This is a genomic window from Streptomyces sp. NPDC021093 (assembly GCF_044333135.1).
Taxonomy (GTDB): domain Bacteria; phylum Actinomycetota; class Actinomycetes; order Streptomycetales; family Streptomycetaceae; genus Streptomyces.
Genome location: NZ_JBIRQJ010000002.1, coordinates 451308 through 473690, shown reverse-complemented (window position 1 = coordinate 473690; position 22383 = coordinate 451308). Strand labels below are relative to the sequence as shown.

Here is a 22383-nt window from a genome sequence, read left to right as displayed (position 1 = left end):
AGCACTAGGCCGACACCGTCTCGCAGGCCGAGCCCATCCTCAACTTCCTTCACCAGCACGATCGGTATGTCCAGCTCGTGCGCGACACACCCCAGCGTGGCAAGCGGCAGCGGCTGTCTTCCTCTCTCACGCTGGCCCGTCTGATTCATGCTCCAACGGCATCGCTGGCAGACCGTCTTCGTGCACGGTAAGCGGTGAGGCGTCGAGCTCTCCATGGCCGACTATGGAGGGGTGGTGGGGAATGTGGCTCGGGCAGCGATTGTCAGCAACCGACGGATTTCCGGCCTGACGGCCGATGTGATCGGTGAACTCATCGGCGAGATCAGTCCGTTGTGGCATGCGCGTCACCAGAGCAGGCTTGCTTCCCGGCCGCGAAAGCGAGCCGTGGGAGCCGGCGCGAAGCACCAGCTGGTGTTCATCGACCGGCTGCTGGCCACACTGGTCCATCTTCGCCATGGAGCCACCCATGACGTGCTGGCCTGCTGGTTCGATGTGGACCACTCCACCATCACCCGAGCCGTCAAGGAGGTGCGGCCACTGCTCGCCGAGCGAGGTTGCACCGTCAGCCCCGGCGTCCGATTACGGACTCTTGCCGAGGTCGTCAGCCACCTCGGCAAGAACGGGAAGACCGAGATCATCGACGGCATGGAGATCCGTGTCCGGCGACCCGCGGCCGGACGCAAGGGCCGGGACAAGTTCTTCTCCGGCAAGAACAAGCAGAACGCCGTGAGAACCATGGTGGCCACAGACGGCGCAGGACGTGTGCCGTGGTGCGGCCCCACCCTGCCCACAACCGGACATCACTCACGCCCGCCAGTTGGGCCTGGTCGGGCTCCTCGCCGACGGTCCGGTGGGGAGATCCTCGCGGACGCCGACTAGCAAGGCCTCGGCGCTCAGACCGGTGGCCGGGTGGTGACGCCTCCGCACCGCAAGTTCAAGAAGAACGCCCCCGCCTCGTACCAGGAGATGCGCGAACGCCAACGCAAGGCACACTCATCGCGGCGTATCCCCGAGCATGGCATCACACACCTCAGGAACTGGCGGGCGCTGGCCCGTCAGCTCGGCCGCCGAGAACACGTGAGCGACACCGTCCAAGCCATCGCCGATCTACTCAGCCATCGACAGAGCGTAGACCTGACATCGGAACCACGCAGGTGAAACCCGCAGCCCGAGCAACCTCTCGACGCCTCACCGCTTACCGTGCACGAGCTCGTTAGGGCTCGCAGAAGAACAACCTGCGTGCTCGCATCTCGCTGATCTGGGGCGTCAAGTCCCAGCACCAGCAAGTTAATTCTCTGCGAGCCCTTAGCCTTCCAGCAGAGACTCGCCCGGGCCATGCCTTCACCCACCGCCATCCAATCCGCCGGGCACGCCACATCGACGGTCACCCACGCACCACGCAAGGAAACCTCATGACACAGAGCACCACAGCGGCGGCGCCTCTCCCCCAGCCGTTCGGCAGCGATTTCCAGGCAGACCCCCACGCCGTCTACGGTCGGTTGCGCGAGCAGGGCTCCGTGCACCTCGTCGCGCTGCCAGACGGCTCGCCCGTTTGGCTGGTGACTCATGAGGCCGACGTACGGCGCGCTCTCGCCGACACTCGCCTTTCCGTCGACAAGAGGTATTCCGGAACCGGCTTCAAGGGCTTCTCACTCCCCCCTGCCTTGGACGCGAACCTCCTCAATCTCGACGCAGACGACCACCTGCGGCTGCGTCGCCTCGTGACTCAGGGGTTCACCCCCCGCCATGTCAAAATCCTGCGCCCCCGCATCGAGGCATCCGTTGATGTGCTCCTCGACCAGCTTGAGAAGCGCATCAGCACCGAAGGCAGCGCCGACGTGGTGGCCGAGTTCGCCAAACCTCTTCCCCTGAGCGTCATCGGGGCTCTTCTCGCGGTGCCGCCAGCCGACCAGGAGCGGTTCGGCCGATGGGTCTCGGGCATGCTCACCCCGGCCACGCGCGATGAACTCGTGCACGCCATCGACAGCATTCACCAGTTCCTCATCTCCCTCGTGGCTCAGCGGCGCGCCGCCCCGGGCGACGACATACTGTCCGACCTGATCGCGGCACGGGACGCGGGGGACCGTCTCTCCGAGAACGAGCTCGTCTCCCTTGCCTTCCTCCTCCTCATGGCCGGAAGCGAGAACGTCCAGCACCTCATCAGCAACGGGCTGCTCACACTCCTCGCCCACCCCGATCAGCTGGCTGCCCTGCGCGCCCGTCCGGAGCTCATGCCCCAGGCCGTCGAGGAGCTCCTCCGATACGCCCATCCCAACCACACTGCCATCCGCCGTTTCCCCACCGAGACGGTGGAGATCGGTGGCGTCCGGATTCCCGCCGGCGACACGGTGCTCTTCTCGCTCGCTGCCGCACACCGGGACCCCACGCGGTACACCGCGCCACACCGCTTCGACATCTTCCGTACGGACCAGGCCCACCTCGCTCTCGGCCACGGACTCCACTACTGCCTCGGCGCACCCCTCGCCCGCATGCAGATTGCCCTCGCCCTCGGCCGTCTGCTCCACCGACTCCCCCACATCAGCCTGGCCACCCCCGTCGAGGACCTTCCGTGGAACACAACGTTCAGGTTCTACGCCCTCCAAGAGCTCCCGATCACCACTGCAGAGGCAGCCACGTTCTGCCCCTGAGCATATGGAGCGATTCTGGTGTCCTTGGCAGCAGACCAATGGCTTCCCGGAGGTGACGTCGGCACTAGGCCATGCGATCCGGTATCAAGGGCACGATCAACAAGTTCGCCCACAGCCACAGCATTCGCCGGTGCCGCTACCGCGGCCAGATGACAACCCACGGCCAGCTCGCCCTCACCGCCATCGCCGTCAACGTCGAGGGTGCAGTGGAGAATCGACGTCCGAAGCCCCTGGCCCGGGCGATCGCCAAGCGTCTCGTCAACACCTACCTGTTCGGTACCGGACAGGAACCGATCGGCCTTACCCTCGCCTATCTGGGGTGGCTCTTCGTCGATGCCACGACCAGTACCACGACCACCTCACCGCCCCTGAACAGCTCCCGCGCCCGCAACTCGACGTCGGCATCCGTCACGGCCAGCGCGGGCACGACCCGCAGGACTCGACGCAAAGGCGCAGCAACTGGCAGCCCCGATCGCCTCGTTGTACGACACGCAGACGGTGCTGGTGGTGTGCAACACCGAGCCGGACGCGCAATAGACCGTCCTCGCCCTGGACGATCTGCCCGGTTCCCGGCGGGCCCCAGGTGGTACTGCTGCATGCCCGTCTGGCAGCGCCAGTAGAACGCCGCCGTCCTCCTACGTACGCTCGGACCCACGGCACACTGGACAACCGCGGTGTCCCCCCTCCTGTGCCTCCAGGCTCCGCCTCGTCGCCGAAACGAACCCATCAGATGCGGCAGCTAGGTGGCGACGTCCGTAAGGGCCACTGCTGGGGAGACTCTGGGGAGTTTGAGCGTCGCTGGGGAGCGCCTGGGGAGAATCGGCTGCGTAGGACCGCCCGAACTTAAAAGGACCTGAAAGATACGTCCTCGCAGGTCAGAGGCTTATCAGCACCCGAAAGCCCAGCTCAGGGGCACGTGGGCGAGGAGTTCAAGAAAGTCTCGGCCTGGGCGGCCATTCTGTTTGCACCACATTGGTGGGAACGATCTACGGGATGAACTTCGACGTGATGCCGGAGTTGAACTGGAGGTTCGGCTACCCGTTCGCGATCGGCCTGATGGCGGTCGTGTGCGTGAGCCTGTACTTCATCGTCAAGCGGCGGGACTGGCTGTAGTAGCAGGCTCGAACATCTTGATCAACGTCGTGGACGCCAATACCACTTGGGGCCACTCTCAATCCCTGGGGAGAATCTGAGGATCATGCGCTGCGCTGATGAGTAGGCAATCGCCGCCCCCACCTGCTGTTCCACACCTGCTGTTCCACACCTGCCGAGCGGCTCGGCTCCACTCCAACGCTCAGTGGTGGACGTGCCCGCGTACCAGTCGACGGAAAGACTGTTCCAAGCGTCCACGTCGACGTCCGGGGCGAGCGCATCATCGACGGCGGCCCGGTCGGCGAGCTGCCCGGCGACCGCAGAATCCCGGTGGGCGTCTGCGTGACGAGGTCGACGGCCTCGGCGGCGAGCCGGTCCACCGCCCTCGTGTTCGGCGACATCTCGACGATACGGCGCAGGTCGTCGTGCAGTGCGCCGAGCTCGGCGAGACCCGAGCGAGTGCCGGCGTTGTACGCCTCGGCAACCGCGTCGAACACCTCCAACTTCACGGCCGTACCAAGTGCGTCGACTACTCCCTGCGCGCCGCGAGGCAGAAGAGATCGGCGGACGCGGTGGCGATGCCGCCGGCGAGCGGGACGTGCAGATGTCCGTCGCCCTTGCCGGGCTGCTACTGACGGTGGCGGGCCCACAGACGGCGGCGCCCGTCCCCGCGATGCGGCTCATGCTGGTAGCCCTCGGTGAGCCGGTGCCGGTCACCGGAGTACCACGCGTCATCAATGCGCATCTGCCGGTAGATCGGCGTCCACTGGAACGGCGGCCATGCGACGTCCACAGGCAGAGACATGATTCCTCCAGTAGTGATCAGTGGGGCAGCGGGCGTATCTTCCGGCGCATGAGTGAACATCCGTCCACACGCAATGAGATGAGCAGCAGCAACATCGGGGGGCACGTCGTGCAGGCGGGTGCCATCAACGGCAATGTGTCGATCTCGGGACCGCCAGTTGATCCTGCGCTTCAGGAGACGCAACGCCGTTGGGGGCAGAGGCAGAAACGAATACTTGATGCTGAAGAGGCCCAGGCAGCGGCCGACCAGCGGCGGTTCGGGCACTACGTACGAGTCATCAGACGCAAGCGGCAAACGAACGCGGCTCTTCTGCTAGCTGCAGGTGTGGCAGTGGTGCTTGGGCACTTGCGTGTTTGGCCTGTGACCTACGAGGTGGGCGGCCTGGTGTTCGGCTCCATCTCGGCAAGCGGTTGGATCTTCTGCACGCGAATCATCAAACGTGCGGAAGCCGGCAAGACGATCAGGATTCCGAAGAAGCGACGGCATTGGTGAGCAGCTCTCGCCCCTCCTGGGCGGCGGAGTGCACCGCATACCACAGCGCATCAACCGAAGGGACGTTGGCCTCCACGGCGTGACTGCTTCGAAGCGGTAGAAGCGGCAGAGATGCCGTGGAGGCTCGCGCCTTACGGAAGGAGCCTACGTGGAACCGGAGTTGGCCGCTTTGGCCGCCGCAGGGGCCACCACCCTGGTCCAGCAGATGGCAACGGACGGCTGGGCGCGCGCCGACGCGTCGCGGCCTTCTTCACACGTGGCCGGCCAGGCGAGGAGGAGGTCGTCGAGGGCGAACTGGAGGAGTACCGAGCCGATATCGACGTCCCAGGAGCTACGGCCGACTTTGAGGGCGTCTGGCGCACGCGGCTGCGCCGCACCTTGCACGACGATCCGGCAGCAGCCGCCGAGCTGCGCGCTCTGTTGGAAGAGTTGACGCCCGAAGGGATGCGTAGGCGCGGAGACGTACACAACGTCATCAACGGCGGCGTACAGCACGGCACGGTCATCCAGACCGGCAGCGTGGGATCGTTGCACATTGACGGACAGGGGCAGGGCAGCGCGTCGACGCTGTAATCGTCTTTCTACACGGGCCGGTCTCGCCTCGGGCGGCGGCCTCTTCGCTCCATACCTAGCCGGGCAGCTCGTCGAGCAGGCTGGCGCATGAGCGGTGGATGCGCAGCAGGCCGGAGCCTAAGGCGCTCGCCGCGCCACGCATGCCGGCAAGCACGGTGTTGTCGGAGCGTGCGATCCCGGGGTGTCCGTCGGCCCATAGCTGGGTGGAGTACGAGGCGGCGCTCGGGTCGATGTCGACGACGTGCTGCTACTCGTCGTACAAGTCGAAGGTCGAGCCCTCCGCGACCACCCATGCGCCGTCGATCATGCGCCTCGCCACAGGCCGGTGTACTCCGCGGAGTGGGTGGCGACGTAGGCCGGTGACAGCGAGGGGTTGTCGGCGAGGCAGAGGTGAAAGGCGGCGAGGTCGCGCTCACCAACGCGGTCAAGGTATCCAGACTTGAGCCAGTGCCTCGGCCCGTCGGGGTTGGTGGTGGCGAGCGAGCACCTGCCGTGGACGAGAGTGGCTGGCAGGTCGTCCGGATCCTCCCGCAGGCGGTGGTGCGGCTGCCCGGCCCGCCGGAGCGGCCCATCATGGACTGGGTGGAGCTGCCGGCCACCGGCGCACTGTGGCAACACCTCAGCGAATACCGGGACATCCCAGCGGGCGTGGCCCTCGCCCACATGGTGGTGGCCGCCAGGGGCTATCCGTTAGAGGTGGCGCCCGGACCGGTCGCCGAGCTCCTCGGCCCGGCCCTCGCCAAGCTACTGCCCTCAGGGGAGGGCGCGAAGCGGCTGGACCTGGCCGGACCAGGACGCGGCGAACCGACCGCCGATCTGGTGCTGGTGCCGGTACATCCGCAGACCGGCGAGATGTGGCAGCCGAGCAGCGGCGCCGTGGCTGTGCCCGTCGAGTCCACGCTCTGGGCCGAGTTGGCCTCCCCGCCCCACCACACACGGCTGCCGACGATCGGTGGACTGCCAACCGGCGTGGAGCGGGATGATCCGCTACCGCCACACCCGTGGTTGCCATCCCGGCCGTCCGGCGATGCCTTCCGGTACACGCTGGCGCGGATGCCCGCCGTCCTGGAACCGTGGCTACGGGAGATCTACGACCGCGGGTACTGACCCGGCAGCACTGGATCCTCATTGAGGTGGCCAATGAACAGTCAAGTTCGAACGAACCGATTCGCGGGTCGCTGCGCCCGGTGCGGCGCGGAAGTCGCAGCCGAGGCCGGAGTACTGCTCCGCAGCGCATGGGGTGGCTGGGTGGTCTATCACCCAGCGCACGCCCCGGCACCCGATCCGGACGGCACCACGTCGGACACCTCCGCGATGCGGCCCAACCGGAGAGACGGGGAGTGCGAGGTCTGTGGCTCGATCGTTCCAGCAGGGCTCGGTGTACTCGTGGACACCGCTTTCGGCGGATGGGACGTGTACCACTGCGAACATGTCCGCGAGCCTGCACCGCCACCCCGCCGTCACCACCTGGGTTGGCACCGACGTCGCCTCATGGCCCTGGACATCGCGACCACGGGAAACCGATACAACGTCGACCGGATCCTCGGTGCCGCGCTGCGCACCAGCGACGGGACGGAGCGGACCTGGCTCATCGATCCTGGTCCCGGCCCGCTGTCTGTCACACCTCGCAAGAATCACGGCATCTCGGTGGAGCACGCACGTACGCGCGGGGAGCCTGCCGCCCAAGTACTGGAGGAACTGACAACCACGCTCGTCGGGCATCTGGTGACCAAGGAGCCTCTGGTGGTCTGGCACGCCCCGTTCGTGCTGACCTCCTTGGAGACGGAACTACTCCGGCACGGGCTCGCGCCGCTGTCCGATCGCCTGGCCAACGGCCTGTCACCGATCTGCGACCCACTCGTCCTGGACCGGCACGCCGAACCCTTCCGTTCCGGTCCGCGTTCCCTGGAGGCCGTCGCCGAGTGGTACGGCATCCCGCACGAACGCCCCGGTGATCCCTCCTGCGATGCCGAAGCCGCACTCGTCCTCGCACAGGTCGTCGCAGCCTGCCATCCCGCCATCGGACGATTGTCCCGACCTGCGCTCCACCGGAAACAGGCTCATTGGAACGAGCAGTTCGTACAAGAGGCGGAGGCTCGACGCCCCGATAGGAACAGAGACCGTCATTGGCCCCTCGAGACAGTCCAGGTACTGGCCTGGGAGGAACACGATCCCGCCTGACGCACGGTGACTCCGTCCGCCCTACGGTTCGCTTGGGCCGCGCGACACTTGAGCTCCACTCGAAAGGTCCGTGCCGCGTGCAGAACTCCAAGGGGCAATCGTCGACTGTCTGACATCGCCGATTGACGCTGCGACTCCGGCCCCTCATGCGGGGTTGCCAGGTGGTGGTGCGTCACAGCCCGGCCTGATCGAGTATTTGACACACAGTGGCCGCGGGGAGGGCTCGGTTCGTGGCAGCCCCCGCGACGATGGCGGGATCGGCCATGCCGAGCAGTCCAATCAGCTGATTCGCCGGGATGGTGGGGTTCGTCGCGGCACGACGTCGCACGGCCTCAGCGTCATCAGCGAGCAGTGCGTCGATCACCCCGGTTGCCAGGCCGGAATGGGCCGCTGCAACTGCGCGGTCGTGGGGATCGTCAGAGCGGGCCAGGCGGGTGGCGGCGTCGGCGGGGAAGTTCTTGTGGGCCAGCATGTCCCAGCGGCTGTAGCTGGTCCACTGCGCGGCGATCTGCGCGAGCAGCCATCCGGGGGCCTCCGGCTGTCGCTCGCACACGAACAGGCGCACCGCGAAGCTCTCGTCGCTGACGAGGATGTCGACCGCGTTTTCCGCCAGGTCGGGGCGCATAGCCAGAGTCTTGCGGAAGATCTGGTGGCGGCTTCGCGCCAACGCCACAAGCTCGTGTTCCGACAGGTCTGCGGTGAGCAGCCAGCCGACGATGTCGCTGCTGCCGTCGTCGTAGTCGACCCGGATCGACTCGCGCAGCACTGGGTCGAGGCCGCGCCTTGCTACGACCGCGGCGCGGACCTGGTTGTCCGGATCGTGCGCCAAGTCGGCGATGTGTTCGGCCGGCAGCGTCGGGTTGGCCGCCACCGCCGCGCGCGAATCCGCCCTGGCCAGGAAGCGGGCGGCCAGATCGGCATCCAAGTCGGCGACTTCGGCGATCTGCACCACCAGGCCCTTACCGTACGCATCGTCCAGTGCGGAGTCGATGTCTGCGAGCATCGCTCGTGCCGCGGCCCGGGGCAGCGGACCGTCGAGGCGTAGCAGAAGCATCTGCCTGCCGAAGGCACCGCTCACACGTGACAGGAGCTCAGTCATCCTGCCGGCGGGTGGCGAGGGCCATTCGGAAGCGGCGATCGCGGCCGTGCGCGGGTCCGGGTCATCGAGCATCCCGGCCCGCACATCGTCGGGCAGATGGCGATTGAACGCCAAGGCGCGGCGGACCTTCGGTTCCGGGTCGCGGGCAAGCAGTTCGAAGACCTCACGCGGAAGCGGGTCCGGGAAATGATGCCCGTGTACACCGACGGTCGTGAAGTACTCCGCTCCTTCAGCCAGTCGGCCACGAACCCGTGGGTCTTCGTCGACAGCGAGCGCAGCCTGAACCTCGGACGGGAGGTTCGGGTTGGCGGCCAGATCCGAGCGCACGGTCACGTCGGGATCAGTTGCCAGCGCCGCTGCCGCCGTCGGGGGCAGATCTCGGCGGCGGGCTAGCACGGATCGATCGATGCGCGCGGCCGTCAAGCGCAGCAGGACCTCTGGCTGCACGGACGGGTTCCCCGCCAGCCCGTGCAGCAGCATCTCCATGACCGATTGGCTACTGGCGGGAAGATCGCGGGCAGAGGGCATCGGCACATCGTGTCATGTCCCTTCTCGCCGAGGCAGTCCGATCTGGAAGCTCGGCTACTTACGGGCTGTGAGCTCGGCGACGAGGGTCACCACCGTGGCAGCCCCAACGACGGCGGCTCCGACTTCGGGGGCATACAGGCCCAGGGCGACGATGAGGACACCGACCAGCGCTAGGACAGCAACGCGCACACTTGCCTGCTCCATGGACATTCGCCTTCCGTATGGGAAAGAACTGGGATGTGAATCCACTGTCAGCCCTTCACAGCGGGCTTTGACGATCCGAGACAACCCCTGACGGCTTTGGCCAAGAACGCCCGTTGCCGGGGACGATCTCGGCCGAAAACCGAGAATCCCCTGCGCGCTTGTCACCTCATCTGGTTGACAGGATCTGACGCCTGCTGACGGGAGGGGAGCAGATGGCGAGTGTCCAGTCCTGGAGAAGGCCCAATTTGCAGGGGCACCCGGGCCTCAAGAAGCTCAACGATGAGCTGCATGAACTACAGCTCGATGCGGGGCTTCCGTCTGCGCGAACCATCCGCGACCGCATTGGAAGGGACGCTCAGGAGTACTGGATTGTGAACCACCAAGCGGTGTTGAACACCTTCCAGAAGCCGGATCTACCCCGGTTGGGCCGCCTGGAGCTCATCGTCGCTGTCCTGGCCCAGGTCGCGGGTCGCAGCGGCTCAGAGAACGAAGTCAACCGCTTCAAGAGTCTGTGGAAGCAGGCATTCGACGAGACAGTCGCGCAGGCATCAGTACATCCGCCGTCTGAGGCCGCCGCTCCTGCCAGCGAGGATGCAACGAAGGCCCCAAGTGAGCCAGAGGGCGGACCCCCCTCCCAAGAGGCCGGAGACACAGACCAACAAGATGGGCAAGACCCGTCAGCCGACGACGGGATCCCCCTCGACGCCGACCAGGCTGATGCGCGGATCAACTATGCCGAGGAGTCCCTCAAAGGGCTGATCATCAACGCGGCGCAGGCCCTATGGGACGACAAGGATGCGTTGAGAGTCTTCTTGGGTGTCGTGCGCCGCAGTGAAGGGTTCGTCAGGTTGGCTGACGCGGCGGCCGAGCGCAGACCGGCAAACGCAACGTTCTACGGGGTAAAGAGCAGGGAGTTCGAGGTGGACTCCTCTCCGGCAAGACTCGAGCTGGTCATGCTGCGCCGTTGCCTCGATGAGCACAGGACCAAGCGAAAGTGGTCCTTCACGTACCTGGGGGAGCAGACTGGCACTTCGTCAGATGACTGGATCCATTGGTACACCCATGCCGAGCTACCGCGTCGTGAGGCAATAGTCGCGTTCTCTCACGTAGCGCATCTGAGTCTTGAGGATCACGTCCTGCTGCTTGGGCTCTGGGATGCAGCCCATGAGGCGTGTGAAGCACAGCACCGCTTCGAAGCGTTGCCGGACGGGATCAGTTTCGACGAAGCGTGGTTGATGCGTGATCCGGCCACACCACGGTTGTGGGCGCTCGCGGGCGTCGGAGGTAATGGGCGGCGCGTGTACGGGCCCGACCTCGCGGCCGGCACTGCTCCGGCATTTGTCGTGGCGGGACCATCAGGGTCGGGGCGATCCACGACACTCGTGAACATCGCGCGTGCGCTGCTGGCCACCAAGACCCGGATCGTATTGGCCGCGCCTAGAGCATCCCCGCTGCGAGAGTTGGCTGGTCAGAGTGGCGTAGTGACCTGCTTCGTCCGAGACGGCATTGGGCACGACGAGCTGGAGGAGGCCCTGTCGTCAGCCTCTCCGGAAGAACCTGTAGTCGTGTTGGTGGATGACGCAGAAGTCCTGGAGAAGTGCGAAGCGGGGCGGCTGCTAAGGAGCGTGGTACAGCACGGTTTTGAAGAGGGGACAGCGCTGGTGGTGGGCTGCCGCGAGGACGAGCTCCCCCTCGGGTTCGACTGGCTCAGCGAGACAAAGAAGGCCCATCGTGGCCTGCTCCTATCCCCCCAAGAGCGGAACACGGGCGACGTGATCGGCATCAGAACCAGCGACTCCATCATTGGCTGGCCCATCTCCCCTGGTCGGGGCTGGCTGCATCTCGGGGACGGCGAGCTTCTGGCCGTGGCTGTGCCAGAGTGAGGCCCGCCCTGGCTGGCCCAGCTACGCCCCGGATGCGATGCGTATTGCGTTCCGGCACTGGTCTCCGCCCCTACCAGCAGCGCCCCGCTCTCCGCTGGCTGGGAAGAATCTGGGGAGAAAAGCCGCCTTCGGGAGCGCCTGGGGAGAATCGGCCCCGTAAGTCGACGTCAGGGTGAAACCATCGGAAACCCTCATCTCTGCAGGTCAACACGTCCCGGATCGCGATCCTTGCAGTTCAGCCCCGCGAGGGCGACAACTTCAAGAAGATCTCGGCGTGGGCGGCGATCCTCTTCGCACCCACGCTCGTGGGACCATTTACGGGATGAACTTCGACACCATGCCGGAGCTGCACTGGACGCTCGGCTACCCCTTCGCCATTCTTCTGATGGCAGTCGTATGTGTGAGCCTGTACGTCGTCTTCAAGAGGCGGGACTGGCTGTAGTCGAGCACGGAGCGCGCGGATCGGCTCACCGTGGAACGAGTTAGCCGATCGTTAGTGGCACGTAAGCGAGCCTCACTAGCGTGGCGTGCATGAACAGGATGAAGATCCTCACACCGGCGGCCTCGGCCGCCGCCTGTCTGGGCCTCACCTCGCAGGCGGCGGAGGTCTGCGGCCACGGGGGCGGCTCCAAGCGGGAGTTCATCATCGGCGCCGACCATGCGGTGGGGACCCGCTGGACCCTCAGTGGGAAGTGGACCAACTGATCCTCCGTGGGTGGCTACGCGATCAGCGGCGTGCACCTCACCAACTCGGGCCCTCATACCGCACCTCCCGGCGGGACGGCATCCCCCCGTGGGACGGTCGCAGCCGACCGTGTTCGTTCGACATGCCGATCTCCACCGTTCGAACAGGCCTGCCGCCTCGCTAAGACCAGACCTGCCTTATCGCGCCGGACAACTGGCCGTCGTACGGGCCATGTTGAAGGTTTCACCGTTACGGATTCCACGGATTCCCTCGCCCTGCGATCTCGGGGTGACATCGATGTTCTCGACGAGGTGCTCAGGTGAATCAGAAGAACTTGTCCAACCCGCCCGAGGACTGCTCCGCCATGCGGCGATTCCCGGATCTCCCTTCCGTGGTCGATCTGGTACGCACTCAAGTGTCCCAGGTGCTCGTCTATTTACAGCCGGACATGGTCAAGGTGGATGAGTCGTTCAAGGACGCCGGATTCGACTCCATCGCTGCCGTCCAATTGTGCAACCTGTTGAGCGGTGCCACGAACCTTTCATTGCCCGACACCCTGGTCTTCGACTACCCCACCCCACGGGATCTGGCCGAGCACCTCTTCACGCTGCTCGGCGAGGAGACGGACACGGAAACTCCGGCCGAGTCACCGTCTTGCCAAGAAAGTTCCGCGCGCGAGGGCGAGTTATGTGCCGATGATTCCATCGCCATCGTGGGGATGGCATGCCGCTATCCCGGGGGCGTACGGTCACCTGAGGGTTTATGGGATCTGCTGTCCTCCGGCACGGACGCCACCACGGAATTCCCTACCGATCGCGGGTGGGACACAGCTGGCCTCTATAGCGAAGACCCCGATCACGCAGGCACCAGCTACACCACGCGGGGAGGTTTCCTGGAGGGAGCAGCGGAATTCGATCCGCGCTTCTTCGGTATTTCGCCACGGGAGGCCTTGGCGATGGACCCGCAGCAGCGGTTACTGCTAGAAACATCCTGGGAATCCATCGAGAACGCAGGAATCGACCCGCATTCGCTCCGCGGCACCCGTGCGGGCGTATTCGCCGGCTTGATGTACCACGATTACGCATCCGCTCTCGATCAGGTACCCGGAGAGCTCGAAGGACACTTGACCACGGGAAAGTCCGGCGGCGTCCTGTCCGGTCGGGTGGCGTATGTATTGGGTCTTGAGGGGCCCGCGGTGACGGTGGACACGGCGTGTTCGTCGTCGTTGGTGGCGCTGCACTGGGCGGTGCAGTCATTGCGGTCGGGTGAGAGCTCCCTGGCATTGGCGGGCGGCGTCACCGTCATGGCAAACCCGACGACTTTCGTGGAATTCAGTCGGCAGCGAGGGCTGTCTGCTGATGGCCGCTGCCGTTCGTACGCCGGGAGCGCTGACGGAACTGGGTTTGCCGAGGGTGTAGGTGTGCTGGTCGTGGAGCGGCTGGCCGATGCGGTACGGAATGGGCACCGGGTACTCGCGGTGGTACGGGGTTCCGCGGTGAACCAGGACGGTGCCTCGAACGGACTCACCGCGCCCAGCGGACGGGCACAAGTGCGAGTGGTACGGCAGGCGTTGGCTGGTGCCGAGCTCAAACCGGGCGACGTGGACGTGGTGGAGGGCCACGGGACGGGGACCCGGCTGGGCGACCCGATCGAGGTCGGTGCGCTGGCGGAGACGTACGGGCGGGAACGGCCCGGTGCGCCACTGCTATTGGGGTCGCTGAAGTCCAACCTCGGCCACACCCAGGCCGCCGCCGGAGTGGCGGGTGTGATCAAGATGGTGCAGGCCATGCAGCACGGAACCGTCCCGGCCTCCCTGCACGTGGACACTCCCTCGCCGCATGCGCAGTGGGGCGAGGGCATCGAACTCGTCACGACCGCCCAGGCATGGCCCGAAACCGGGCGCCCGCGCCGCGCCGGGATCTCCTCCTTCGGCGTGTCAGGGACCAACGCGCACGTCATCATCGAGCAGGCGCCGCCCGTCAAGCCGACTGCCCGCGCACGTAACGCCGTAGTGCCGTGGCTGCTCTCCGGCCGCACCCCGGACGCACTCCACGACCAGGCCGAACGCCTGCGCACCCACCTCCACACCCACCCCGGACTCGACCCCGCAGACATCGCCTACACCCTGGCCGTCGGACGGACCCACTTCGAACACCGGGCCGTGGCCATGGGCACAGACCCCACCGAGTGGACAGCCGAAGCGACAGCCGTCGCCCACCGCGAAGTGGTCTTCGTCTTCCCCGGACAAGGAGCCCAATGGGTGGGCATGGGGCGAGAACTCATCGAAACCTCCCCCCTGTTCGCCACCCTGATGAGCCAATGCGAGCAGGCGCTGGACTCGTACGTCGACTGGTCGCTGACCGACGCCCTCAGCGACGCCCGGATGCTGGAACGCGTCGACGTCCTCCAGCCCGCCTCCTGGGCCGTCATGGTCTCCCTGGCAGGTCTCTGGCAGTCGCACGGCGTCACCCCTTCCGCCGTAACCGGACACTCCCAGGGCGAAATCGCCGCCGCCTGCGTGGCCGGCGCACTCACTCTCGACCAGGGCGCCCGCATCGTCGCGCTCCGCAGCCAGCTCATCCGCGACAAACTGGCCGGCTCCGGCGCCATGGCCTCCATATCCCTGCCAGTTGACGACGTACGCGCACACCTCACCGGCTCGGCAGGTCTTTCCATCGCCGCCGTCAACAGCCCCCGGTCAGTGATCATCTCCGGCGACGTCCACGCCGTCGAAGACTTCGTCACCGCGCGGACGAACGAGGGAGTACACGCCCGCACCGTGGCCGTCGACTACGCCTCCCACTCCGCCCACGTCGACGCCATCGAACACGAACTGACCACCTCACTCGCAGGACTGCAGCCCGTGTCCGCAGGCGTCCCCTTCTACTCCACAGTGACCGCAGCACCGATCGACACCACCGAGCTGGACCCCGCCTACTGGGCCCGCAACCTCCGCCAGACCGTCCGCTTCGAAGACACCACCCGCCAACTCCTCCACGACGGACACGACGTCTTCATCGAAATCAGCCCCCACCCCGTCCTCAACATCAGCCTCCAGGACACCCTCGACCACCACACCAACACCCCCGCCGTCACCCTCAGCACCCTCCGACGCGACAACGGAGGCACGGACCGCTTCCTCACCTCCCTCAGCGAAGCCCACCTCCACGGCGTCAACGTCGACTGGCACACCACCCTCGCCCACCACACCCCCCAACGCATCGAACTACCCACCTACCCCTTCCAACACGACCACTACTGGCTCGGAAAGGGGAGTCGTAGGCCGGATGTCGACGCTGCGGGGCAGGAAGCGATCAACCACATCCTCGCCAACGCGCTGGTAGAACTGGCGCAGACGGACGGTCTTCTCCTCACGGGCTGTCTCTCCGAGAGCACTCATCCCTGGATTGCCGACCACATGGTCGGCGGTGTCACGGTCCTGCCCGCGTCCGCATTCCTTGAACTGGCCTTCCGGGCGGGCGCGGAAGTCGGGGCGGACCGGATCGATGAGCTGGCGCTGGAGGCGCCGCTGGTCTTCCGCGAGGGCGCCAGGGTCAAGTTCCAGGTCGCCATGGCCGCGCCGGACACGGACGGCAGGCGAGTGGTGAGCGTGCATTCCCAGAACGGATCGGGCTGGGTGCGGCATGCGGTCGGCTGCATGGCGAGGTCGTCCGCGCAGGGCGCCGACGAGTCCACCGAAGCGGAGGAGTGGCCGCCGCCGGGTGCCACCGCCCTCGATCTGAGCGGCGCCTACGAAGGCTTGGCCGGGCGCGGGTACGACTACGGTCCGGCGTTCCAGTGCCTTCGCGCTGCGTGGCGCAACGGCCAGGACGTGTTCGCCGAAGTCGCGCTGCCCGAACCGGAAGCCGGTGGGTCCGGCTCCTTCCTCCTGCACCCGGCGCTGCTGGACGCACTCCTTCAATCTCTCTTGGTCGCCGATCTGGACGAGGAAGCGCAGCAGATCAGGATGCCTTTCGCCTGGACGGGGGTGTCGTTGTACGAGCCCGGGTCCTCCGTATTGCGGTGCAAGATCTCAAGGCAGCAGCCGGACACCCTGACACTGAACATCACGCAGACCACAGGCCGCCCCGTGGCATCGGTGGAGTCCTTGGTGCTGCGGCCGATATCCGCCGAGAAGCTCGGAACTGCCGAACCGGTCCGGAGAGTGAGTGCCCGGCAGGAGAACAGGAAGGACAACAGGCCGGAGGAAGCATCACTCCGGCACCAGTTGGCCAATCTCTCCACAAACGCAAGAATTCGCGCTCTCGTGGACGTTGTCCGCACATACACCGCTGCCATCCTTGGATACAAGGTGGACTCGGGAGAGATCGGCGCCAGGACGTCCTTCACCGAACTCGGCCTCGGTTCCATGGATGCCGTACAGCTACGCAACAAACTGAATGCGGCTACGGGTCTGCGGCTTCCGATCACGTCCGTCTTCGAGTACTCCACTGCCGAGGCGATGGCGCGGAAACTGTGTGACGAGTTGTTCCCGAACTCCTCCCCACCCAAGGAACCTGAAAACGCGCCGGACGAACCTGCGCCAGCCGGTACTGATGCGGATTCCGCTGATCTCGCCGCACTTATCGAGATGGCACACCACGTCGGCAACATCTGAGTCACGAGCCAGGGGTAACGATGTCTGAACAGCAGCTCATCAACGCACTACGCGCCTCTGTGAAGGAAAGCGAACGCCTACGACAACGGAATCGCGAACTTACCGAGGCCAGTCGTGAGCCGGTGGCAATCGTGGGAATGGCCTGCCATTACCCAGGTGGGGTGACCAGCCCTGCTGACTTGTGGAACCTGGTGGTCTCGGAACGGGACGCGGTTTCCGGCTTTCCGGAGGACCGAGGCTGGGACATCGACACCCTGTTCCACCCCGACAGCGAAAAGGCAGGGTCGACCTATACCCGACACGGGGGGTTCTTAGCGGATTCCGACAACTTCGATCCGGAGTTCTTCGGCATCTCGCCGCGAGAAGCCCTGGCGATGGACCCGCAGCAGCGGTTGCTGCTGGAGACGTCCTGGGAAGCCATCGAGAACGCAGGGATCGACCCCTCCGCACTGCGGGAAAGCGACACCAGCCTCTTCATCGGGTCCAACGGGCAGGACTACGCTTCCCGGCTGAGGCGCTACCCCGCCGCGCTGGAAGCGCAGTTGGGCACCGGAAGCGCCGCCAGTGTCCTGTCCGGTCGGGTGTCGTACGTGCTGGGTCTTGAGGGGCCCGCGGTGACGGTGGACACGGCGTGTTCGTCGTCGTTGGTGGCGCTGCACTGGGCGGTGCAGTCATTGCGGTCGGGCGAGAGCTCCCTGGCATTGGCGGGCGGCGTCACCGTCATGTCCTCACCCTCACGGTTCGTCGAGTTCAGCCGACAGCGGGGCCTTGCCCCGGACGGAAGGTGCAAGTCCTTCGCTGCGGCGGCCGACGGGACTGGGTTTGCCGAGGGTGTGGGTGTGCTGCTGGTGGAGCGGCTGGCGGATGCGGTACGGAGTGGGCACCGGGTGCTCGCGATCGTGCGCGGTTCCGCGGTGAACCAGGACGGCGCGTCCAACGGACTCACCGCACCCAGCGGACGGGCACAAGTGCGAGTGGTACGGCAGGCGTTGGCCGGTGCCGAGCTCAAACCGGGCGACGTGGACGTGGTGGAGGGCCACGGGACGGGGACCCGGCTGGGCGACCCGATCGAGGTCGGTGCGCTGGCGGAGACGTACGGGCGGGAACGGCCCGGTGCGCCACTGCTGCTCGGATCGCTGAAGTCCAACCTCGGCCACACCCAGGCCGCCGCCGGAGTGGCGGGTGTGATCAAGATGGTGCAGGCCATGCAGCACGGAACCGTCCCGGCCTCCCTGCACGTGGACACTCCCTCGCCGCATGCGCAGTGGGGCGAGGGCATCGAACTCGTCGCCACCGCACGGGCATGGCCCGAGACCGGGCGCCCGCGCCGTGCAGCGGTCTCCTCCTTTGGTGTGTCGGGGACGAACGCGCACGTCATCATTGAGCAGGCGCCGCCCGTGACACCGCCGCCCGCCCGCGCACGTAACGCCGTAGTGCCGTGGCTGCTGTCCGGCCGTACCCCGGACGCACTCCACGACCAGGCCGAACGCCTGCGCACCCACCTCCACGCCCACCCCGAACTCGACCCCTCAGACATCGCCTACACCCTGGCCGTCGGCCGGACCCACTTCGAACACCGGGCCGTGGCCATGGGCACGGACCCCACCGAGTGGGCAGCCGAGGCGACAGCCGTCGCCCACCGCGAAGTGGTCTTCGTCTTCCCCGGACAAGGAGCCCAATGGGTGGGCATGGGGCGAGAACTCATCGAAGACTCCCCCGTGTTCGCCACGCTCATGACCGAATGCGCACAGGCACTGGCCCCCTTCGTGGACTGGTCACTCTCCGAAGTCCTCAGCGACGCCCGGATGCTGGAACGCGTCGACGTCCTCCAGCCCGCCTCCTGGGCCGTCATGGTCTCCCTGGCAGGACTCTGGCAGTCCCACGGCGTCACCCCCTCCGCCGTAACCGGACACTCCCAGGGCGAAATCGCCGCCGCCTGCGTGGCAGGAGCACTCACCCTCGACCAGGGCGCCCGCATCGTCGCCCTCCGCAGCCAGCTCATCCGCGACAAACTGGCCGGCTCCGGCGCCATGGCCTCCATATCCCTGCCACTCGACCAGGTTGCTGAGTACCTCACCGGTTCAACGGGACTGTCCATCGCCGCCGTCAACAGCCCCCGCTCAGTGATCATCTCCGGCGACGTCCACGCCGTCGAAGAATTCGTCACCGCACGGACGAACGAGGGAGTACACGCCCGCACCGTGGCCGTCGACTACGCCTCCCACTCCGCCCACGTCGACAGCATCGAACACGAACTGACCACCTCACTCGCAGGACTGCAGCCCGTGTCCGCAGGCATCCCCTTCTACTCCACAGTGACCGCAGCCCCGATCGACACCACCGAGCTGGACCCCGCCTACTGGGCCCGCAACCTCCGCCAGACCGTCCGCTTCGAAGACACCACCCGCCAACTCCTCCACGACGGACACGACGTCTTCATCGAAATCAGCCCCCACCCCGTCCTCGGCATGAGCCTCCAGGACACCCTCGACCACCACGCCGACTCCCCCGCCACAACCCTCAGCACCCTCCGACGAGACAACGGAGGCATGGACCGCTTCCTCACCTCCCTCAGCGAAGCCCACCTCCACGGCGTCAACGTCGACTGGCACACCACCCTCGCCCACCACACCCCCCAACGCATCGAACTCCCCACCTACCCCTTCCAACACGACCACTACTGGCTCGACAACGTGGCCGCACAGGACGCTTCGACAGTCCATCCGCTGCTGACCGATGTCGTCCCGCTGGCGCAGCCCGAAGGCGGGCTGGTGTTCTCCGGCGCCTTGTCCGGAAGTAAGCATTCCTGGCTCAACGACCACGCCGTGCTGGGCACCGTTCTGCTGCCGGGGACCGCGTTCGTCGAGATGGCGCTCTACGCGGCAGAGGAAGCGGGCTGCGACCGGATCGAGGAGTTGGCGTTCGAGACTCCTCTCGTGCTGCCCGAGGACGAGGAGGTGCACATCCAGTTCGTGATCGGCGCGTCCGGCGACGACGCGCGCCGCTCGGTGAGCTTCCATTCCCGTCGCGCCGGGATCGAGCAGGGATGGACGCGGCACGCGGTCGGAACATTGTCGGCCGGTACGGCTTCGGCCAGTACGGCGGACGTCGCCGTCGGCAACGCCGCCTGGCCGCCTCCCGGCTCGCAGCCGGTCGACATTTCCGGCCTGTACGCACAACTGGCCGCCGACGACTTCCACTACGGTTCCGCGTTCCAGGGGCTTCGGTCGGTGTGGCGGGACGGCGAAGCCGTCCTGGCCGAGGTGGAGCTCCCCGAGCAGTGCCTGTTGGAGGCGGACGGCTACCAGTCGCACCCGGCCCTGCTCGACGCGGCGGTCCAGGCGGCGGTGGCGGGCGGGCTGCTGAGTACGGGCTCGGATTCCGGCCAGATCATGCTTCCCTTCGCGTGGAACGGCGTCTCGCTCCACGCGACCGGTGCCACCTCGCTCCGCGTACGTCTGACCGCGCAGGGCCCCGACGCCGTGGCACTGGTGGCGACGGACTCGGCCGGGCGGCCCGTGCTGTCGGTGGATTCCCTGCTGGTACGGAAGGCACCCGCCGGGCAACTCGACCTCCTGAGGTCCGCCGGCGGACACTCGCTGTTCCAGCTGGAGTGGACGAAGCTCGGCGCCCGCGAGCTGATGCCGGACACCGGCCCGTGGGCCGTCGTCGGCGATGTGGCACCGCAGTCCGGCTCACTGGTGGACAGCGGAGTGGCAGACCGCTCCTACAGGACCTTCGAGGACTTAGCCGAGCACATCGACGCCGGCCTCTTCGCACCGGGCGTCGTGGTCGTCCCCGTCCCGCTGAGGGACTTCGCTCACACGGACGACGGCACGTACGACGGGTCGGGGGACGGGTCGGGGGACGGCTCGGTCGATGGCACAGACGACGGCTCGGACGATGGCACGTACGACAGCTCGGACGCCGTGCAAGCCGCCGTACTGCACGCCCTGGACATCCTGCGGACCTGGCTGTCCGACGATCGCTTCGCCGCTCCCCGGCTGGTGCTCCTCACCAGCCGGACATCGGCCCTCTCGACCGCCGGTGTATGGGGATTGGTGCGCTCCGCCCAGTCCGAGCACGGTGACCGGATCGTCGTGATCGAGGCCGACGACACCCACGAGGACCACAAGCAGCTGCACGCCGCGGTGAGTTCCGGCGAGCCGCAGGTGGCAGTGCGTCAGGGAGAGCTGTTCGTACCCAGGCTGGTCAGGACGGGCGGGGTCGGACAACGGACCGGCCGGGCGTGGGACCCGGAGGGAACCGTGCTGATCACCGGTGGTACCGGTGGGCTGGGCGCCGAGCTCACACGTCATGTGGTAACCACGTACGGCGTCCGGCACCTGCTTCTCCTGAGCCGCGGTGGCCCGCGCGCGGAAGGCGCCGAAGAACTGCGGGAGGAATTGCGGGAGTTGGGTGCCGAGGCCACCATCGTCGCCTGCGACGTGGCGGACAAGGACGCGCTGGCGCAGGTGCTGTCGGCGGTGCCCGGACGGCATCCGCTGACCGCGGTCGTACACGCCGCCGGTGTACTTGACGATGCGCTGATCACGGAGCTGACTCCCGCACAGGTGTCGGCGGTGCTGGCGCCCAAGGTGGACGGGGCACTCAACCTGCACACGCTCACTCAGGGGCTCGACCTGTCGGACTTCATCCTCTTCTCTTCCGCGTCAGCGGTCTTCGGCGGACCCGGCCAGGGCAACTACGCGGCCGCCAACGCGGTGCTGGACGCCCTGGTACTGCGCCGACGGGAGGATGGCCTGCCCGGAATCGCCCTGGCCTGGGGGTTCTGGGCCCAGCGCACCGGCATGACCGCACACCTCGGCGACACGGACGTACGGCGCTTGGAACGGGCCGGCGTCACGGAGCTGTCCACCGCGGAAGGTCTGGCGCTGTTCGACCTCGCGCGGGCGCTGGACGACCCGGCGGTGCTGCCGATGAAGCTGAACCTCTCGTCGCTGCGTGCTCGGGCAGGACACCTCGGCGTTCCTTCCGTACTCCAGGGTCTGATCCGGGTGCCCGTACGCCGTGGCGCGGCCGGGCCCGACCCCCGCTGGTCGGCGGCGCGGCTGACGGCGCTTCCCGAATCCGAGCGGGCGCCGGCACTGCACGAACTCGTCAGGGCGGAGGTGGCTGCCGTCCTGGGTCATGACGAAGCCGCGACGATCGATCCGGAACGGGCGTTCATGGAGCTGGGCTTCGATTCGCTGACCGCCGTGGAGCTGCGCAATCGTCTGAGCACTGCGACCGGTCTGCGACTGCCGACCACGGTGGTCTTCACCTACGCGACTCCGTCGGCGCTCGCCGAGCACCTGCTCGCCGGGCTGCTGGAGAGTCAGGACAGTCCCACCGGCGACGGACTGGACGAAGTCGAAGCCGAGCTGCGGCGCACACCCCCCGGTGACGCCCGGCACGAAGCCCTGGTCCGCCGTCTGAGGGAACTCGCCGCGGCCTGGCTGCCCGAACAGTCCGACGCCGACGCCGACCTCGACGTGTCGACCATCGAGGAGATGCTCGAACTCGCCGAGGGCGAACTCGAAGGCCTCTCCGCAGAAGAGGACGTGAAGTAGCC

Annotated in this window: 13 protein-coding genes and 2 pseudogenes; 11 read left to right on the top strand and 4 right to left on the bottom strand. The window is 66.8% G+C overall.

All coding sequences use genetic code 11. The features are described 5' to 3' along the window. The first annotated feature begins 213 nt into the window (after positions 1-213). From ACH4SP_RS07035 to ACH4SP_RS07025, 3 genes and pseudogenes are all read left to right on the top strand, one after another. The gene (locus tag ACH4SP_RS07035) at positions 214-879 is read left to right on the top strand and encodes a transposase family protein (RefSeq protein ID WP_398410650.1); all 666 of its coding nucleotides are present in this window, start codon (positions 214-216) and stop codon (positions 877-879) included. Between the two features lie 533 nt (positions 880-1412). Further along, positions 1413-2648, top strand: coding sequence for a cytochrome P450 (locus tag ACH4SP_RS07030; protein ID WP_398410647.1), 1236 nt, complete (start codon positions 1413-1415; stop codon positions 2646-2648). Between the two features lie 922 nt (positions 2649-3570). After that, positions 3571-3761 (top strand): annotated as a pseudogene (locus ACH4SP_RS07025) (CorA family divalent cation transporter); the annotation flags it as partial. Between the two features lie 83 nt (positions 3762-3844). On the opposite strand, the gene ACH4SP_RS07020 reads toward ACH4SP_RS07025, so the two are convergent. Both ACH4SP_RS07020 and ACH4SP_RS07015 read right to left on the bottom strand, forming a co-directional pair. After that, a complete protein-coding gene (locus tag ACH4SP_RS07020; protein WP_398410644.1) occupies positions 3845-4249 on the bottom strand; it encodes a hypothetical protein in 405 nt (134 codons plus the stop codon). A 119-nt stretch (positions 4250-4368) separates the two neighbouring features. Next, positions 4369-4545: a hypothetical protein gene (locus ACH4SP_RS07015; protein WP_398410643.1), complete on the bottom strand. Its 177-nt coding sequence runs from the start codon at positions 4543-4545 to the stop codon at positions 4369-4371. Between the two features lie 48 nt (positions 4546-4593). Here ACH4SP_RS07015 and ACH4SP_RS07010 point away from each other — a divergent pair, with 48 nt between their 5' ends. Next, entirely contained in the window at positions 4594-5037 is a 444-nt protein-coding gene (locus tag ACH4SP_RS07010; RefSeq protein ID WP_398410641.1) for a hypothetical protein, read from the top strand. A 144-nt stretch (positions 5038-5181) separates the two neighbouring features. On the opposite strand, the gene ACH4SP_RS07005 is transcribed toward ACH4SP_RS07010, so the two are convergent. After that, positions 5182-5532, bottom strand: coding sequence for a hypothetical protein (locus tag ACH4SP_RS07005; RefSeq protein ID WP_398410638.1), 351 nt, complete (start codon positions 5530-5532; stop codon positions 5182-5184). 570 nt (positions 5533-6102) lie between these two features. Between ACH4SP_RS07005 and ACH4SP_RS07000 the strand changes: the two genes are divergently transcribed. Together ACH4SP_RS07000 and ACH4SP_RS06995 are read left to right on the top strand one after the other, a co-directional pair. Continuing rightward, positions 6103-6717, top strand: coding sequence for a hypothetical protein (locus ACH4SP_RS07000; RefSeq protein WP_398410635.1), 615 nt, complete (start codon positions 6103-6105; stop codon positions 6715-6717). 384 nt (positions 6718-7101) lie between these two features. Then, entirely contained in the window at positions 7102-7791 is a 690-nt protein-coding gene (locus ACH4SP_RS06995) for a hypothetical protein (RefSeq protein WP_398410633.1), read from the top strand. Positions 7792-7963: 172 nt separating this feature from the next. Here the strand turns inward: ACH4SP_RS06995 and ACH4SP_RS06990 are convergent, their stop codons facing one another. After that, entirely contained in the window at positions 7964-9376 is a 1413-nt protein-coding gene (locus ACH4SP_RS06990; RefSeq protein ID WP_398410629.1) for a hypothetical protein, read from the bottom strand. Positions 9377-9834: 458 nt separating this feature from the next. Here ACH4SP_RS06990 and ACH4SP_RS06985 point away from each other — a divergent pair, with 458 nt between their 5' ends. From ACH4SP_RS06985 to ACH4SP_RS06965, 5 genes and pseudogenes are all read left to right on the top strand, one after another. Next, positions 9835-11505: an ATP-binding protein gene (locus tag ACH4SP_RS06985; protein ID WP_398410627.1), complete on the top strand. Its 1671-nt coding sequence runs from the start codon at positions 9835-9837 to the stop codon at positions 11503-11505. Positions 11506-11762: 257 nt separating this feature from the next. Continuing rightward, a pseudogene (locus ACH4SP_RS06980) lies at positions 11763-11947 on the top strand (CorA family divalent cation transporter); the annotation flags it as partial. Between the two features lie 89 nt (positions 11948-12036). Next, positions 12037-12210, top strand: a complete 174-nt coding sequence (locus ACH4SP_RS06975; RefSeq protein ID WP_398410621.1) for a hypothetical protein — start codon at positions 12037-12039, stop codon at positions 12208-12210. 299 nt (positions 12211-12509) lie between these two features. Further along, positions 12510-16808: a beta-ketoacyl synthase N-terminal-like domain-containing protein gene (locus tag ACH4SP_RS06970; RefSeq protein WP_398410618.1), complete on the top strand. Its 4299-nt coding sequence runs from the start codon at positions 12510-12512 to the stop codon at positions 16806-16808. Between the two features lie 20 nt (positions 16809-16828). Beyond that, the gene (locus ACH4SP_RS06965) at positions 16829-22381 is read left to right on the top strand and encodes a type I polyketide synthase (protein ID WP_398410615.1); all 5553 of its coding nucleotides are present in this window, start codon (positions 16829-16831) and stop codon (positions 22379-22381) included. The last annotated feature ends 2 nt before the right edge of the window (positions 22382-22383 follow it).

Excerpts from the sequence above, each read along its gene's own strand:
- ACH4SP_RS07035 (WP_398410650.1), top strand. The coding sequence starts at position 214 with ATGGCCGACTATGGAGGGGTGGTGGGGAATGTGGCTCGGGCAGCGATT.
- ACH4SP_RS07030 (WP_398410647.1), top strand. The coding sequence starts at position 1,413 with ATGACACAGAGCACCACAGCGGCGGCGCCTCTCCCCCAGCCGTTCGGC.
- ACH4SP_RS07015 (WP_398410643.1), bottom strand. The coding sequence starts at position 4,545 with ATGTCTCTGCCTGTGGACGTCGCATGGCCGCCGTTCCAGTGGACGCCG.
- ACH4SP_RS07010 (WP_398410641.1), top strand. The coding sequence starts at position 4,594 with ATGAGTGAACATCCGTCCACACGCAATGAGATGAGCAGCAGCAACATC.
- ACH4SP_RS06995 (WP_398410633.1), top strand. The coding sequence starts at position 7,102 with ATGGCCCTGGACATCGCGACCACGGGAAACCGATACAACGTCGACCGG.
- ACH4SP_RS06990 (WP_398410629.1), bottom strand. The coding sequence starts at position 9,376 with ATGGAGATGCTGCTGCACGGGCTGGCGGGGAACCCGTCCGTGCAGCCA.
- ACH4SP_RS06985 (WP_398410627.1), top strand. The coding sequence starts at position 9,835 with ATGGCGAGTGTCCAGTCCTGGAGAAGGCCCAATTTGCAGGGGCACCCG.
- ACH4SP_RS06975 (WP_398410621.1), top strand. The coding sequence starts at position 12,037 with ATGAACAGGATGAAGATCCTCACACCGGCGGCCTCGGCCGCCGCCTGT.
- ACH4SP_RS06965 (WP_398410615.1), top strand. The coding sequence starts at position 16,829 with ATGTCTGAACAGCAGCTCATCAACGCACTACGCGCCTCTGTGAAGGAA.